Genomic DNA, 16,190 nt, shown 5'->3' on the forward strand with positions numbered 1-16,190 from the left:
ATGTGCTGGCGGAAGCCGGTTCACCACCCGGGGAACGCAGTTAATGGATCCTCATGCGAATTTTGATCCACTACGTCACAAATAACGAAAACGCGGTGGTGATAGAGGCCCCTCGAGTTCGTTGTTTTTCCCACTCACCGGCGTTGCCGCTCATTTCCCTGCCGTCGAAAAATATTCTGTAGCTGCGAAAACGATATCAGCCGGAGGAAGTCACTGCGTACCTTTTCAAGGCCCTGAAGTTCTTCTGTCGCAGAAAAGGAGTGTATAACCGGGCCTGTCGATAGGTATGTGGTTAGTCGGTGAGCATCTGTCGCACGACCTGGCGACGGCTGCCGGTTTCCTCGAAGATCCGCAACTGCTGGATTGCCCCGGTGTTCTCCGACAGTGATCTGACGCCCATTAGTTCATTTGTACAGTTGAGGCCCTCTGCAATGGGCAGCAGTTCATCGACCAGATCTATAACCACCCTTTGTACAGAGCGAGGTTTAAAATCCCGTGTACTGACCAGGCTTGCCTCCGCGCCGTAGCGGGTTGCACGCCATTTATTCTGCTGCACCATCATCGGGTGGTATTCGGACTGAAACGTGCCTTGATCGATCTCGTTGGAGATCGCGTGAACCAGACACTGTACCAGCGCCGTGATGGACTTCACCTGATCCAGGCCGGGAGGCATGTCACAGACACGAATCTCCACTGTGCCAAACTGATGGTGCGGTCGGATATCCCACCAGATTTCCCTGATTGTGTTGATGAATCCGGTATCGACCAGGTGATTGACCAGCCATACGTATTCAGACCAGTTGCGCATCTGATGAGGCAATCCGGCTGTGGGCAGTCCTTCCATGATTTTGGAACGATTGGAATGCAGGCCCGTACTGCGTCCTTCCCAGAACGGAGAATTGGAGGACAACGCCAGTAGCAACGGCAAATGACGCATCATCCGATCGCAGATCATGATTGCTTTGTCACCGGTATCCACACCTACGTGCACATGCAGCCCAAAAGTTACAAGACGCCTTGCAACATCCTGCATCAGTTCCACCAGACGATAATAGCGGTCGTCGATTGTGACGTTTTGTTCACGCCAGGACGAAAACGGGTGAGTCCCTGCCCACAGCAGTTTTAAATTCAGTGGATCGATTGCAGACAGCACCGTATTTACTTTTCTGCTGAGATCCTCCCCGACTTCCGCAACGGTACGACAGACACCGGAATTGATTTCCAGATACGACTGCATCAGTTCCGGTTTGACGAACATCCGGGCAGATTCCGGCAGCCGAGACATGACCTCATCAATCACACTGCGAAGCTCACCCGTTTCGGCATCAACAAGCTGCAGCTCAATTTCCACACCGATCGTGGGGAAGCTGTTGGCAGTGAATCGAATTGGAGTCATGAATGTTCCTCACACGGAAACAGTATTCCAGGTTGTCCCCCGCCGGGGTGCCCTCTTAGACCGGTTCACTGCGCTCCTGTGATGTCCGGCGCCGGAAATAAAAAGTGACTCACTCTCTGGTGTTTAAGATCCTGATTTAGATTTGTGACTTTGAGAACATTTGATGTTTTGCTGACCAATGAATTTCAGTACCGAAGCAGCTGAGAAACTCTCATTATAAATTTGAAATTTTGATTCGTGTCGCTGCCCCAGAAATTTCACAACGGTTTGAGCAACGACACAGGCTCCGTCGGCCACGAGAACATGTTGTGGTCCGAGCCGGTACCCACGTCCGATGGGTTTCGGATCTGACAGACTGTACATTTCGTGGCGGTCGCGAAATTGGCATTGGAGTCTAAGACCTGAGTGTGCGTTTTTGGAGAATCGGTGTATCGGGTCGTGCTGGCTTCCTGCGGTTGCCATGGTTTGGTCGTGGCAGTATCACATCTGCGAAGCTGTTGCCGAGTGCTGCCGTTCTGCGAAGTGTCGATTGTCCTGGGTCCAGTCATCACGGGTATACAGGAAATTGGAGGTGTCGGTTTCCTGGATCTCCAGGCGTGCCAGGCGAAAACCCATTTCAGTGACCTCACTGAACATGGTCCATGCCAGATTCTCAACGCTGGTGGCACCGTCGATGACCTTGAACCGCAGATCCTCACCGGAAGTCCGGCAGTACTGCTGAAGAATAGCGTAAAGTGGATCATGCCGGTTGATCAGCATTCCATGGTCATACTGCTGTCTGAGCCAGGGTTCAATTTTTGCATCAAAATCCCCGAACAACGTGCTGATATCGCCGTCTCGCTCTACTTCAAAATGCAGCTTCAAACCGTAACGATGACCATGGATATTGCTGCATTTGTCGCGCAGAGTTTCGTTGCGGTGAGCAGCATAGAACTTGTATTGTTTTTCGATAATCACGGCTCATATCTCCTCGGAATGGACGTTGGATTCCTATGTTACCCGACCGTTGCGTCGTCATAACGGTGAATTCCTGTTCTGAATTGACGGAAAGTCGAAAACAATACCTTCGTTCCTCGAAACGCCGCACAGTGTCGGGATGATGGACCCGGAGTAGTAAAAAAACGTCGCACGTTCAAAAACAGTCTCTCGACCCAACGTCAGGGCACGTCACGGAAACCGAACAGATGATCATACGGGCGTCAGAGCCTCCGTGGACGTGAATTTACCTGGCCATTACAAACGCTGATTGATGTTTCGATCCGTTGGAAAATTTTTCAGATCGAGTTTTGCCCGATCGGTCTATACGTCCGGTGAGTGGTCCACTGTGGATCTGGACCAACGCCGGATCGATATCTATCGACCCGCCGATGGAAACTGCATCGGCTGCGTGCTTTTTCTGCACGGTCATGGTGGAATTGGACTCAGTGACAATTGCGTGTTCTCGCAGCTGTTTCTGGAACACAAGCTGATGGCCGTTTGCCCTCACGGCGGGCAGTCGTGGTGGCTTGACCGAATCTGCCCCGAATTTGACACAGAGGTCACTCCCATGCACTGGCTGCGAAGATCCGTGGTGCCGTACATTACGTCACAATGGGAGATCGAAACACCAAAAATTGCTCTGCTGGGAGTCAGTATGGGTGGTCAGGGTGTTCTGCAGCTGGCATATCGTTACGCTCGGGAATTCCCCGTGATTGCTGCGATCTCGCCGGCCATCGATTTTCACCAGCTGCATGGTCTTGGTTTACCTCTGGACTGCATGTTTGCCTCGACGGAAGATGCCCGTCAGGAAACCGTTGTACTGAATCTGCATCCCCTAGCCTGGCCACGCCATCAGTTCCTGTGTTGTGATCCGCAGGATACCGACTGGTTTGACGGATGTGCACGACTTGCAATGAAACTGTCATCGTCGGGGATCATGCACGAACGTGATTTCGACACGTCGGCGGGAGGACATTCATGGGCTTACTTCAACCACATGGCACCTGCTGCGATTGAACACATTGTGAAGGGACTGCGTGCAGATTGACGTCTCTGCGAGACAGACTCCGAAATCTTCAGGCTCAACCGGCCCAAAACAAAAGTTTAGCCGTCAGGCAGCAAAACATGATGGACCTGCTGTCTCTCGTTACAAACCGGCAGTCATCCGATTTGACCTTGTCTTTTCTGCCGATCACATCATGTCGGGAAACGTCACATGTCGGACAAACGTCGGTCACGTCGAAAACAACTGGACGCCAGCCACCAGCGCAACTGGCTCATTGGTCGACATGCCGTCACTGAAGTGTTGAAAGCAAACGTATGGCCGTTGAGACGCTTGTGTTCGACTTCCGAGTTCCGGGCAGAAATGCAGGAAGTTTTGCCATCGTTTGCGGAACATGGACTCGGTGAACCCATCATTGAACAGGTCACCGCGGAACGACTCACACAACTTTGTGGCAGCCGACATCATCAGGGTGTCGCGGTTCAAATGGGGCCATTTCCGTATCTCGATCTGGTCAGTCTGGCGCGACGACTGGACGAACGCAACGAGTCACAGTCCCTGTCTCCTCTGATTGTGATTTTGGACCGCATTCAGGACGCCCATAACCTGGGAGCCATTCTTCGGACGTGTGAAGCAATGGCTGCGGATGCTGTCATTATCGGTAAAGCACAGCAGGTCGGTGTGACGCCTCAGGTTGCTCGTGCGTCCGCCGGAGCCGTCAGTCACATTCCTGTTGTACGAGTTGACACACTGCAGAATGCGGTTGATCTGCTCAGAAATGCGGGGATGCAGATACTGGCCGCAAGTGAAAAGTCACCCGTATCCGTTTGGAGTGTCGACACATCGCTTCCAACGGGGCTAATCATTGGAAGTGAGGCTCAGGGGATTAACCAATCACTGCTCAAACTTTGTGATCGGCAGATCAGCATACCTTTGTGTGGACGTGTCGGATCATTGAACGCTGCCGTAGCTGCCGGAATGCTTCTTTACGAATTGCGACGGAAAAAACTCTGAACCCGTGAAGTTCGGGATCTCGTATCGAATTGAGTTCCTGCTCCCACCGGGTGGAATGGCGAAGAGGCAGTGCGTTGTATGTCCGTATTTCAACCTGAAGGGCTATAGTAGTCGGCCGCAGTCCAGGCGGCGCCGGGGTAGAGGAAGGCACAGACCGTCCGGAGTCGTCCAGGCCATCGCATGAACCCCGCTGCCATTGTGTTTATTTGGTCTTATTCAGTGCGTCATGGTCGTCAGAACCAAACTCCACAGGGCGTTTGACAAATGCCTCTGCCGTTTGAGCAATCTATAGCTCAGGAAGAGCAGGATGTGGTGGCGATTTCTCTGTTCGAATCTGGCCGGGTCTGCCTGACCATCCCGGTTAAACGTTACTCAGTTAAACTGACTGCTGATGAATCACTTGGTATCTGAAACCAACGCGGAGGCCATGCCAGCAGAACCCATGTTTTATCGAAAACGCAGGAACACGGTGAATGATTGCAGGCTGGCACAGTCTTCGGGCCTGTATTCGCATTGACGGTATCATCAGAGTGCGGTATCGAATAACGACAGGACAGGGCCGATGCCGGAATGTCGGACCTGCTCGGTGGTATGTGACGGCAAGACTTTGATCGTGAAGGAGACGCTGAGATGAAACAGGCGATGGTTTCGTTTGTTTTCGGACTATCCGGGGCATTGTGGGCCATGTGGTTGGTTAATCCGACAAATCAAAATGTGGTTCACGCACAGCGATTGACACACTTCACAGATCCGTTGAGCAAGACAGAGCAGAGCGTACCACGATATAACGCCGACGGACTCACGAACGAAGAGGCAGTAAATGCGTTTGTCTACAGTCGGAACAACCGAGGAGTTGTCAATATCACCACTCGTACCGTCCGAAATGACGGTCTGTTTTTATTTGAAAGCAGTTCGGAAGGAGCCGGATCCGGTGCGATCATTGACAAGGCCGGTCATGTGTTGACCAATTATCATGTGGTTGAAGATGCGCGTCAGGTGAAAGTGACATTGTATGACGGCAAAACGTATGTCGCTGCGCTTGTTGGTGCTGATCCGGTGAACGATACGGCTGTCATAAAAATTGACGCATCGCCTGAGACACTGTTTCCGATTGAACTGGGTGATTCCGGCCAACTCAAAGTCGGAATGAGGGTGTTTGCTATTGGTAATCCGTTTGGACTTGAACGGACGATGACTACCGGAATCATTTCGAGCCTTAATCGCTCATTGCAGATCACTCGAGACCGGTCTATCAAATCCATTATTCAGGTTGATGCAGCGGTCAATCCCGGAAATTCGGGTGGACCACTGCTCGATTCGCACGGTCGTCTGATTGGCGTCAACACGGCCATCGCCAGCCATACCGGGCAAAATTCGGGCATCGGTTTCGCGATTCCCGCCAGTCTGATTAACCGTGTCGTTCCACAACTGATCCGCCACGGCCGAGTGATTCGCCCGGATATCGGTATCCAGGTTGTGTACGAAACGGATGATGGGCTGCTGGTGATTCATTTGACACCAGGAGGCCCTGCCGAACAGGCAGGTCTGCGTGGTCCTCGTGTTACACGGGAACGCCGCGGACCTATTGTGATCGAAAGAACAGACCGTTCAGCGGCCGACATGATTGTGGCTGTCGACGGGCAGCCGATCAGAACCGCGGATGAGTTCCTTGGGTATATCGAATCGAACAAACCTGGTGATCGTGTGATTGTGACGGTCATTCGTGGATCATCCAGGCTCGACATCCCAGTGCATCTTGACGAGACACAGTCCTGAGACTGATCGGGGTTCTGAAGCCTCGAAGCGTGTGTGGTGTCCTACGGTTGTTTCGTACGGCAGCAAAAGACGAACACTCGGTATTATCCCAGGTCCAGCGGAGATTGTTCACCGCCGCACTGTTGAGGTTGCAGTGACTTCACTGGTACGCTCCAGGCAACCGGCGTATGCTGAAGAATTCCGCAGCGCGGAGTTTCAGTCGTTATCATCCGTGTTTGCTCTGATTCTGTGCTGCACCGGATCCCCAAGAGGATTGTTTGTACAGGGGCGTTGTGAACATGTTTCGCTGCCGGCTGCGCCTGTCTGAAACCGTATCCGAAGCGTCACGTCAGCCAATGATGTATGGGTGTTTGCACGCTTGTTGGTGTCTGGTCCGGTACCATGCTGAAAATGTGTTTTGGGGAGTTTGTGAGGTAAACAGTGAACAGAACAGAACCAGGCCTTACGGTTGTTGAACCATGACCAGTCACCGAAGAATGATGATGCTTTGCAAATTTGGGGTGTTCCTGTTGACAGTCGGCTTGGTGACCACGTCATCAATCGCTCAGGACGAAACCAAAAATGAAAGTTGGCCGTGGGAGGAATTTATTGAATCGGATTTTCCATTTTTCTCGATGACGGTCGACGCGAGATCTGTGAACGGAGAATCAGTCAAGGATAATCTCATCGCACGTGCGATCGTGTTTCCATTGGAGGATAACTGCTTTTTGGCCTATGACGTTGATTTACTGCGAGTGGCTGCGGTATGGACAGCGGAAGACATGCCGTTCGTCAACGCGAATATGGCCTGCAACAGTTATCCCTACAATTTCATCAAGGTGCGTCCGGGGCTGGGGACATTGCCGCAGCCGAAGGGGGAGATCTGGTTCCAAAACGGTATTTACGCGGGCGTTGGACTTGGCTCGCCACAGATTGGAGATCCACGTCCTGCTCGGACAGATGAAGATCAGATCTGTCACGGAGGACTTGACCGAAGGTTAGCGCGTTTTCTCGGGATTGATCTGACGAATGGTGTTGAGATCCAATATGAGATCGCCGGCAAAGTACGCGTTAATGAGCGATTTGAACACGTTCAGGACGGTTTCATTCGTCGATTGCAGGTCAATGCGCACAGTGAACCGATTTATGTTGTCATCGCGAGGAATTCAGACCAGGTCGATTTTCAATGCCACGGTTCCGGCATCCTCACGAATATTCGTCAGCATGTGGTTTGCTGCATTGAACCATCCAAAAAACTTCAAACGGTTTCCGTGTCATGTACGAATACCGACAGGCGGAATGCGGCCAAATCCCGCCGGCAATCTCGTGGTGTTGTAGTGAATTCGTCGGACCGTTCGGTTCGACGCTGGCAACAGTCCGTTCGCCTGTCACTGCCGGCAGCGCAGAGCGGCGCTGCGCTTAATCTTGAGGAACTTCCGCTGCCGCTGGAAAATCCGTATGGACGGGCCGTCCGGCCAGCTGACATCAGTTTTTTTGGGACATCCGGACGTGCCGCGCTGGTGACGTTTGATGGCGATGTCTGGCTTTGCGATGGTCTTGAACCCAAATCACAGGAAGTCGTGTGGACTCGATTCACGTCCGGTCTTCATGAACCGCTTAGTATTCGAATCAGGGACGGAGAGATTTTTGTTTACGACCGGAGCGGTCTTTGGCGGCTTCATGACCGCGATAACAACGGAGAGGCTGACTATCACGAACTCTTCTGTTCCCGTATTCATCAGACTGCCGAAACACGTGATTTTGCTCTATCCCTTGAACTGGAAACGGATGGTAGTTTCCTCGTCAGTAAATCCGGTCAGAGGGGAACTTACAGCGCGATTCTTCGGGTCTCACCTGATGGCAGTGATGTGAAGGTGATTGCCACCGGGTTCCGACACCCGTATTTAGGGTATGATCCTGAGACAGGACAAATTGCTGCGACCGATCAGCAGGGGAACTGGGTGCCGTCCACTCCCGTGAGCTTCATCGAACAGGACGGATTCTATGGTTTTCGGCGCAGCGAGTCGCTTGATGACCGGCCTGTCAGTCCCCCGTTGACCTGGATCCCACATGCCGAATGCGGATCGGCCGCGTCAGTGATGTGGGTTCGGAATGCGGAGATGGGACCACTGAACAACAGGCCGATCCTTCTAAGCTACCAGCCTCCCCGCATAATGCAGCTTCATACAGACCTGGATGAACTCGCAATCCAGGGCGGTGCCACACCCCTTGACCTGAACATCGGATCAAATCCGCTGCTCAAAGCCGCGATCAATCCCGCCGACGGATTGTTGTATTTAACCGGCTTTAAGGTTTGGGGCAGTCTGGCACAGAATGCGACATTTTTCGGAAGGGTTCGTACGGATTCGTCAAAGCCCTGGACAGTCCCGTGCAAAGTTCAGACGGCGCGTCGCGGCATTCTTCTTCGATTCGACCACCCGCTCGATCTGGAGACTGCATCCAGTCGCGGCGCCTACACCGTTCGACGGTGGAATTACAAACGTACCAGTCAATACGGGAGTGGACATTATCGACTCGATGGAACGTCCGGAACCGAAACACTTCCGGTATCGTCGGTACAGATCTCGAGGGATCAGCAATCTGTGTTTTTGGGTATTCCCGGCATGCGTGCAGTCATGCAGATCGAAGTGAGCTACGAGATCGCCGTTCAGAATGATGAGCCGGTTCGGCATCAAACCTTTCTGTCTGCTCATGTTCTGCGGAAAATCGATCTGACGACGCATGGTTTTGCAGGCAATGAGGTCGATCTAAGCAGGCGAACAGTTCCTCCGGCATCAAAGCCGCCGGCCAGGCCAACGATAAAACGTGGTGCGCGGTTATACCGACAGGTGGGATGTATCGGCTGCCATTCAGTCGATGGTTCGGCGGTTGGCAAAAACGGTCCCAGTTGGCTTGGTCTTTACGGATCTGAACGCAAGCTGATTTCGACAGGGGAGTCTGTAACGGCCGACGAATCGTACCTCCGGGAATCGATCTTGAATCCTGCCGCAAAGGTAGCGGCTGGTGCCGTGAACGGTGAATCCGGGATGCCCATCTATGCCGGTGTACTTGGTGACGACCAGATCGATTCCCTGTTGTTATTTATCAGGGCTCTGGCTGACGAAGATGCGTCATCACACTTTGTTGTTTCCGCATCGTCGGATACGGCTGTCCGCGACTGGAGGGTCGAGGACTTTCGTGACGAATTAATGCGTCCGCTAAGTGGGCGTTCTTTTCAGCAGGGCAAACTCGTGTTTTTAGGTGCTTCCTGTTTTTCCTGTCATCGCATCGGCGAGGGGAAGGGTGGCACCCTTGGTCCGGACCTCACAAAGCTCGGCGAAAACGTGCGTGGTCTTGAATTACTCACGCACATTCTAGAACCGTCGCGGAAAATCGATGACAAATTTAAATCCAGATCCGTTGTTACCCTGGATGGCAGGGTGCACAGGGGATTTTTGATATTTGAGGATGACACGGAGATTCGAATTACAGGTGATCCATTGTCGAATAAGCCTCCAACATCGATCAATAAAAGCGAGATCGAACAGATGACGCTGTCGAATATTTCGCCGATGCCGAAAGGGATGCTGAATCCGTATGACCAGCTGCAGGTTCTCGACCTGCTTGCGTATATCGAGTCACGCGGCAACCCCGATCATACGGCGTTTGCTCGTTAAGAAAGGAATCGGCGGATGGCGCCGCCCGGAAATCGCGATTTATTACGGATGCCTTCGATATTCTGCCAATCGCTTTGACAAGGTTCCTGCGGTCCGTTCCGGTTCGCACGCAGCATTCGAGGACCGTCAGTCGCTCGGATCAGGACTGCCGGTCGGGAACGACCGACCGAGCGACTGACTGAATGGAGTGACGGAGACGTAACTTTGGTGTGTTCGTGGCCGTCGAAATTAACACATTGGTCTTTCGTAGTTCAGTAGTACCGGAGTGTTGTTTGTAAGCTGTTCCGGTTTCTGTAAATACGTGGCCTGCGTTCTCCGGCTGTGTTTCATCCTACAATCGTCGTGATTCATTTAAACGTCACTTAACGGTGAACTGCATCAGATGGGATCCGTCTGGTGATCAAGTGCGAATTTGAGACTGTGATCTGTCAGTCAGCTGAGCGGGGGCAGTCATCGTGTTGTACAGTGTGGTAACGAGAGAGGTCAGGACATCGATCTTTAACCCGCGTTCAGGTTGTCCGTTGGTTACGGACAACCTGTCAGAAGCCAACTGTATTTCAACGTCTGCGGACCATGTTATAATCTGCCGCGGTTCGTCTACGCTTACTCCTGACCGTATCGGTTTGACATGTTCAGTAATGACGCTCTTACCCCGCAGGCATCTGCAAGCCGACGCTCTTTTCTGCAATCGGGTACGGTCGCGGCGGCCGGTGTGGCGGCCCGTTCAGTTCGGGGGACAGAACCCGGTTCCGTTTCGGACACGGTCCGCGTGGGACTTGTGGGTGCCGGCGGACGGGGGAGTGGCGCGGTGGAAAACACCATGAGCGTCAATGACAATGTGAAGCTGGTGGCGATCGCAGACGTTAACGAGCGAAAGCCGCAATCATTATTACGCCGAATGGAACCAAGGTACGGTGCTCGCGCGGCAGTGGCGGCAGGAAAGATTCACACAGGACTGGATAGTTACAAACAGATCCTCGATGACCCGGATGTGGATCTGGTTCTTTTTGCGACGCCGCCAGGATTTCGACCTCGACACCTTCTGGAAGCTGTCCAGGCGGGCAAGCATATATTTGCGGAAAAACCAGCCTGCGTTGATCCGGCCGGATATAAGATCTGCCTCAAGGCGCATACTCTGGCCGAAGCCAACGGCACGTCAATAGTGACCGGAACACAGTATCGTCGTCAGACCAGCTATCTCGAAGCCGTTAATCGAATCCACGACGGAGCCATTGGCGAAATCATCAGTTCGCAAATGCGGTATTGTGCCAGCGGAATCTGGTACCGTCCGCGGAAGGACGGAATGAGCGATACGGAGTATCAGATTTACAACTGGATGCATTTCATCTGGCTGTCAGGTGATCAGATTGTCGAACAGGCCGTTCATAATATTGATACGATGAACTGGATCATGGGGGGGCCGCCGGAACTGGCCTATGGCGGTGGCGGGCGATTCACTCGGCCCGGTGACAGTCAGATGTGGGACAATATGGCCATCGATTTTATCTATCCCGGCAACCGTATGTGTTCATTCATGTGTCGTCAGATGCCCAACACGGACACAGATAATTCCAATGTTATTTACGGGACAGACGGTGTGATGACGATCTACGGTGGTGATCGAGGCTCACTGATGACCGATCGTAACGGAACAGAATTATGGTCGATGTCGGGTGATATCGGTGCCGCATACCTTCAGGAACACAAAGATCTCGTGAATTCGATCATTTCGGGCCGCCCGATCGTGGAACTCAACGACACCGCTGACAGTTCCCTGACGGCAGTGATCGGACGCATGGCGGCCTATACGGGTAAAACTGTTACATGGGACTTTGCCGTCAATCGTTCAGCACTTGACATGTTTCCGGCAGAACTCAACTATGGCGGGGACATGGCCAGTCCTCCGTTCGCCATTCCGGGCAGGGAACGACTGAGCTGATCGAATGGCCAGTTAATTCAACAATCACAAAGCATCGATGTTTTTAACCACTCCTGACGTTTCCATTGACTGACCGTTGTTGATTTGTCAGTGCTGATATCGTCTGCTTCGCAGACGGCACCAAACATCTCGCGGAACAGGAACAAATTCAGTTTGGAACTGATGTGTCAGCCATCGTGTTTACTCTCAGCATGAGACATGCTGAAACAGTGTTCTGACAGAAAAAATTTTCGATCCTGACCGTTGTCTGATGCATAACAGTATCCCTGAGCGTGTTTTAAAACAGAGGCTGACTGGCAGTCGATATGTATAAAGCCCGACTTATTTCGTTATTGCTTTTCAGCATTCCGGTCTCCGGAACGGCGGATGAGGATCTTTCTGCCTATCCGTGGTCATTTCAGCCAGTTGTCCCTGTTGATCCTCCATCAACTGTCGACCTGCATTATGGAGCAAAATGTCGGAATACTGTCGATCGGTTTATTTATCGCGAACTTGAAGAGGCAGAACTGGAACCGGCACCAGCGGCTGATCGGCACACACTTGTGCGGCGCGCATGTTTTGATCTGCTGGGACTGCCGCCAACTCAGAAACAGATGGATCAGTTTTCCGCCGGACTGTCTGCGGACGGCTGGATGAAACTGGTCGACTCACTTCTGGAGTCCCCGCATTATGGTGAGCGGTGGGGACGGCACTGGCTGGATGTGGCTCGTTATGCTGACAGCGGAGGCTATGAAACAGATATTTACTACCGGAATGCCTGGCGGTATCGCGACTATGTCGTCAAGAGTTTCAATGACGACAAACCGTACAATATTTTCGTCCAGGAACAGATCGCCGGTGACGAACTCTGGCCGGACAACCTTGACCTGGATCCCCGACGTGTTTATGTAATTCCGGAGACCAAGCAAAGGCATCTGGAAGCTCGCGTGGGTACCGGATTCTACTCGCTGGGGCCCCGTGTGCATGAATCGGCACTTGATGCCGGTCGGCTGCACTATGAAACGCTTACTGACTGGGTGGATACAACCGCATCGGCTTTCATGGGACTGACGATGGCGTGCGCCCGATGCCACGAACACAAGGTCGATCCATTCACTCAGGAAGACTATTTCTCACTGCAGGCGATCTTTTCATCCTCTCGAGAAGTCGAGCTGCCGTTGTGGAACGCCATGGGTGAAGCCGACTGGCGGCAGAATTTTCCTCGGATCGTAGCCGTCGGAGAAGCGCGTCGGGCCTATCAGCTGTTTGAAGTACAGACCGCGGGAACAGAACTGTCACCCGACCAAACCCAGGAAAAGCAGAGGCTGCTGGCAGCAATCGGCGAGGCAGTACTGGCGTTACCTGAAAGGACCGGTGGTCAGGAAACAATTCCGTATGATGCCTTGATGCACATTCCGACGGTGAGCGTTCTTGGTCGCGAGCACCCGCAACTGATCAAGCCAAGTTATGTCCTGGAACGAGGGGAATTACAGAAACCACAACAGCAGATGTCTCCGGCTCTGCCGATTTCACTGGCGTCCGCAACATCGACGTCAGCAGAACTGGCTGACGGATTTGATTCGCGAAAGCAGTTTGCGTTGTGGCTGACACGGAAAGACCATCCGTTAACCGCCCGTGTGATGGTCAATCGAATCTGGCACTGGCATTTTGGGCGAGGTCTCGTTGAAACTCCGAATGATTTCGGCTTCATGGGGGAAGAACCGTCGCATCCGGAACTGCTTGACTGGCTGGCAGCGGAATTCGTGGCCAGTGGATGGAGCATCAAACATCTGCACCGACTGATCATGAATTCCTCGGTGTACCGGCACAGCAGTCGCTTCAGTTCGTCGCGACACCTGGAAGAAGATCCTGATAATCGGCTGCTGTGGAGAATGAATCGTCGTCGACTGGAGGCGGAAGCATTGTGGGACGCGGTACATTCAGCAGCCGGAACAATTAACCTCAGCCTGGGTGGCCCGCCTGTTGTTCCTGCCCTGGCCGATGATGAAATCGCTTCACTGCGGGACAAATGGCACTGGGTCGTGTCTGCAGACACCGCGCAGCACACACGTCGAGGGCTCTATATTCTGGTGCGTCGCAATTTCAAATTTCCCATGTTTCAGGTATTTGACTCACCCGTCACCTCACAGAGTTGTCCTGTACGCGATGTAACGACAGTGGCTCCCCAGGCATTGTGGGGCCTGAATAATGGTTCTGTGTTTCGACAGGCGATGCACATGGCAGGAAGAATCGTGCAGGAATCGGGCAGTGATCCGCGAAATCAGGTTATTCGGGCCTGGAAACTGGCACTGAGTCGTCTGCCCGACGAGGATGAAACAGAATCAGGGCTGCAGCTGCTTCGTTCACTGGAGGCAGAAGAAAGTCAGAGGTTAACGGATCCTCCTGAGTCGCTGTCGACGGCCGTTCCGGAAAGAGCCCGATCGCTTTCCAAGTTATGTCTGGCGTTGTTTAATCTGTCTGAATTCTCATTCGTAGATTGATCTGTTGTGAATTCACGTCGCGATTTTCTGTTCAACGGTGGTCTCGGCTTTGGCAGCACGGCCCTTGGCAGCATGCTGGCGGATGACGTACAGGCCCAAGCCTCCCGCACTCGCAATCCGCTGGCGCTTCAGTCGCCTGATGCTCCCGGTACAGCCAGGAACGTCATTTTTCTGTTTATGCAGGGTGGCCCCAGTCATCTGGAGACATTCGACGAAAAACCGGCTCTTGCGAAATATGACGGACAGTTGCTGCCGAAAGAGTTACGAGACTTTGATCTGGCCCAGATCAACACGGCAGATTCTCAGGTCATGGCGACACAATTTCCATTTCGGCGCCATGGTGAAAGTCGGCTGCCGATCTCAAGTCTGTTTCCGAAACTCAGTCGCCACGCGGATCGTCTGGCCGTTGTTCGATCGATGCACCATGAACTGTTCATTCATGGTTCGGCCATGATCATGATGCACTCGGGAACCCGACTGCTGGCGCATCCAACGGTTGGAGCGTGGGTCACCTACGGGCTTGGGTGTGAGAGTAATAATCTGCCATCCTACATCGCAATGACGGACAGTGTTTTTCGTAATGGCGCATCGATGTACTCGTCCGGTTTTCTGCCGGCCGTTTATCAGGGAACTCCCATGCGTGCCGAAGGTGTGCCAATCCAGAACCTGCAGCGTCATCCGAGTGTTGCCGGTCGGGAACAGCGATTACTGCTCGACCAGATCAACGCGTGGAATCAGCAGCATCTGGCCGGGCGCCCCGGAGACAGTCGACTGGATGCACGCATTGCGAACTACGAGCTGGCGTATCGCATGCAGTCGGCGGCCCCGGAACTCATCGATCTTTCCGGTGAAACAAAAGCCACTCGGGATCTTTACGGAATTGAAAACGGCACGGCGGACCGTTTTGGCCGGATGTGCCTCATGGCTCGGAGGATGGTGGAGCGAGGAGTGCGGTATGTTCAGCTGATCAGTGCCGGTTGGGACGCCCATGGAGACTGTAAGGGCAACCATGAAGGCCAGGCGGCCAAAACAGATCAGCCGATCGCCGGATTGATTGAAGATCTTGATCGGCGAGGATTGCTGGACAGTACATTGCTGGTGTGGGTTGGTGAATTCGGCCGCACCCCGATTCGTCAGGGATCCGGTGGTCGAGACCATCATCCGTACGGATTCAGCGCCTGGCTGGCCGGCGGGGGAGTGCAGGGTGGTAAAGTGATCGGGGCGACGGATGATTTTGGATTTCACGCGATTGAGGATAAGGTCCACGTCAACGACCTGCATGCCACCATTCTGGGACTGCTTGGCATCGATCACGAAGCTCTCACTTATTATTTTGAGGGGCGGGTTCGTCGCCTGACTGATGTGGGCGGGCAAAACAATCTTGCCTCGCGACTGGTTGCCTCATGACCGCAAAACGGAAGCTACTGTGAGACGCTGTGGGTTCTGAATCGGGAAACAGCCTGGGGGCCGTGCAGAGCAGGGTGCCGCCATCGGCACTGCTATCGGAGATTCGTGTTGTACGTTGCAGTCTGCCCCCCCGACTTACAGATCACCGGATCGGTCTCATCGGTTCCGCAGGAACGAACTCGGTGTTGGTTTCCTGAAAGTGATCCTGAAGGGTCTGGGCGCTAAAAAAATGCATTACAAAATAAACAACGGGTTAAGCATCAACGCGTCACATCGAGCTTTGTTAGTTTTTTGCCTTCGGAAAGCGCCAAAACAACGCTATTTCCCCGGATGAGTGCCTTGCGTTCGCACCTCCGCGCGAAATAATGTGAGCTGCAGCATCCGACCTTTTGCGGGTATGCGATGCTGCCTCCAATTGCGGTGAGTCCAGCCAAACCGGGTCAGGTCAGAAATGAAGCAGCCCTGCGGTATTCGGTTCTCAGGTGCATGCGGAGGTAGCATTGCGTTCCCGCTTGTTTTTTGAGACCTGTTGTCAGAATTC

10 protein-coding genes and 1 other RNA gene are annotated in these 16,190 nt (G+C 53.2%); 9 read left to right on the forward strand and 2 right to left on the reverse strand.

All coding sequences use genetic code 11. From position 1 onward, the window contains the following. Positions 1 to 292 precede the first annotated feature (292 nt). On the reverse strand, positions 293 to 1,396 hold the full coding sequence (locus tag MK110_14625; protein MCH2212537.1) for a YbdK family carboxylate-amine ligase: 1,104 nt from the start codon (positions 1,394 to 1,396) through the stop codon (positions 293 to 295). Positions 1,397 to 1,876: 480 nt separating this feature from the next. Further along, positions 1,877 to 2,353, reverse strand: a complete 477-nt coding sequence (locus MK110_14630) for a 6-carboxytetrahydropterin synthase (protein MCH2212538.1) — start codon at positions 2,351 to 2,353, stop codon at positions 1,877 to 1,879. Between the two features lie 292 nt (positions 2,354 to 2,645). Between MK110_14630 and MK110_14635 the strand changes: the two genes are divergently transcribed. The 9 genes from MK110_14635 (at position 2,646) to ffs (ending at position 16,151) form a co-directional block, all read left to right on the forward strand. Further along, complete coding sequence (locus MK110_14635; GenBank protein ID MCH2212539.1) at positions 2,646 to 3,422, forward strand: alpha/beta hydrolase-fold protein; 777 nt, start codon at positions 2,646 to 2,648, stop codon at positions 3,420 to 3,422. Positions 3,423 to 3,590: 168 nt separating this feature from the next. Then, positions 3,591 to 4,391 carry a 23S rRNA (guanosine(2251)-2'-O)-methyltransferase RlmB gene (gene rlmB / locus MK110_14640; GenBank protein ID MCH2212540.1) on the forward strand — a complete coding sequence of 267 codons (801 nt, stop codon included), beginning with the start codon at positions 3,591 to 3,593 and terminating at the stop codon, positions 4,389 to 4,391. Between the two features lie 264 nt (positions 4,392 to 4,655). Further along, complete coding sequence (locus tag MK110_14645) at positions 4,656 to 4,802, forward strand: hypothetical protein (protein MCH2212541.1); 147 nt, start codon at positions 4,656 to 4,658, stop codon at positions 4,800 to 4,802. 219 nt (positions 4,803 to 5,021) lie between these two features. After that, entirely contained in the window at positions 5,022 to 6,167 is a 1,146-nt protein-coding gene (locus MK110_14650) for a trypsin-like peptidase domain-containing protein (protein MCH2212542.1), read from the forward strand. A 482-nt stretch (positions 6,168 to 6,649) separates the two neighbouring features. Further along, entirely contained in the window at positions 6,650 to 9,823 is a 3,174-nt protein-coding gene (locus tag MK110_14655; GenBank protein MCH2212543.1) for a c-type cytochrome, read from the forward strand. Between the two features lie 628 nt (positions 9,824 to 10,451). Further along, positions 10,452 to 11,762 carry a Gfo/Idh/MocA family oxidoreductase gene (locus tag MK110_14660; protein ID MCH2212544.1) on the forward strand — a complete coding sequence of 437 codons (1,311 nt, stop codon included), beginning with the start codon at positions 10,452 to 10,454 and terminating at the stop codon, positions 11,760 to 11,762. 332 nt (positions 11,763 to 12,094) lie between these two features. Then, positions 12,095 to 14,242, forward strand: a complete 2,148-nt coding sequence (locus MK110_14665) for a DUF1549 and DUF1553 domain-containing protein (GenBank protein ID MCH2212545.1) — start codon at positions 12,095 to 12,097, stop codon at positions 14,240 to 14,242. 6 nt (positions 14,243 to 14,248) lie between these two features. Further along, a complete protein-coding gene (locus MK110_14670) occupies positions 14,249 to 15,649 on the forward strand; it encodes a DUF1501 domain-containing protein (protein ID MCH2212546.1) in 1,401 nt (466 codons plus the stop codon). 404 nt (positions 15,650 to 16,053) lie between these two features. Further along, positions 16,054 to 16,151, forward strand: an RNA gene (gene ffs / locus MK110_14675) — signal recognition particle sRNA small type. Positions 16,152 to 16,190: the final 39 nt, after the last annotated feature.

The organism is Fuerstiella sp., assembly GCA_022447225.1.
Classification (GTDB): domain Bacteria; phylum Planctomycetota; class Planctomycetia; order Planctomycetales; family Planctomycetaceae; genus S139-18.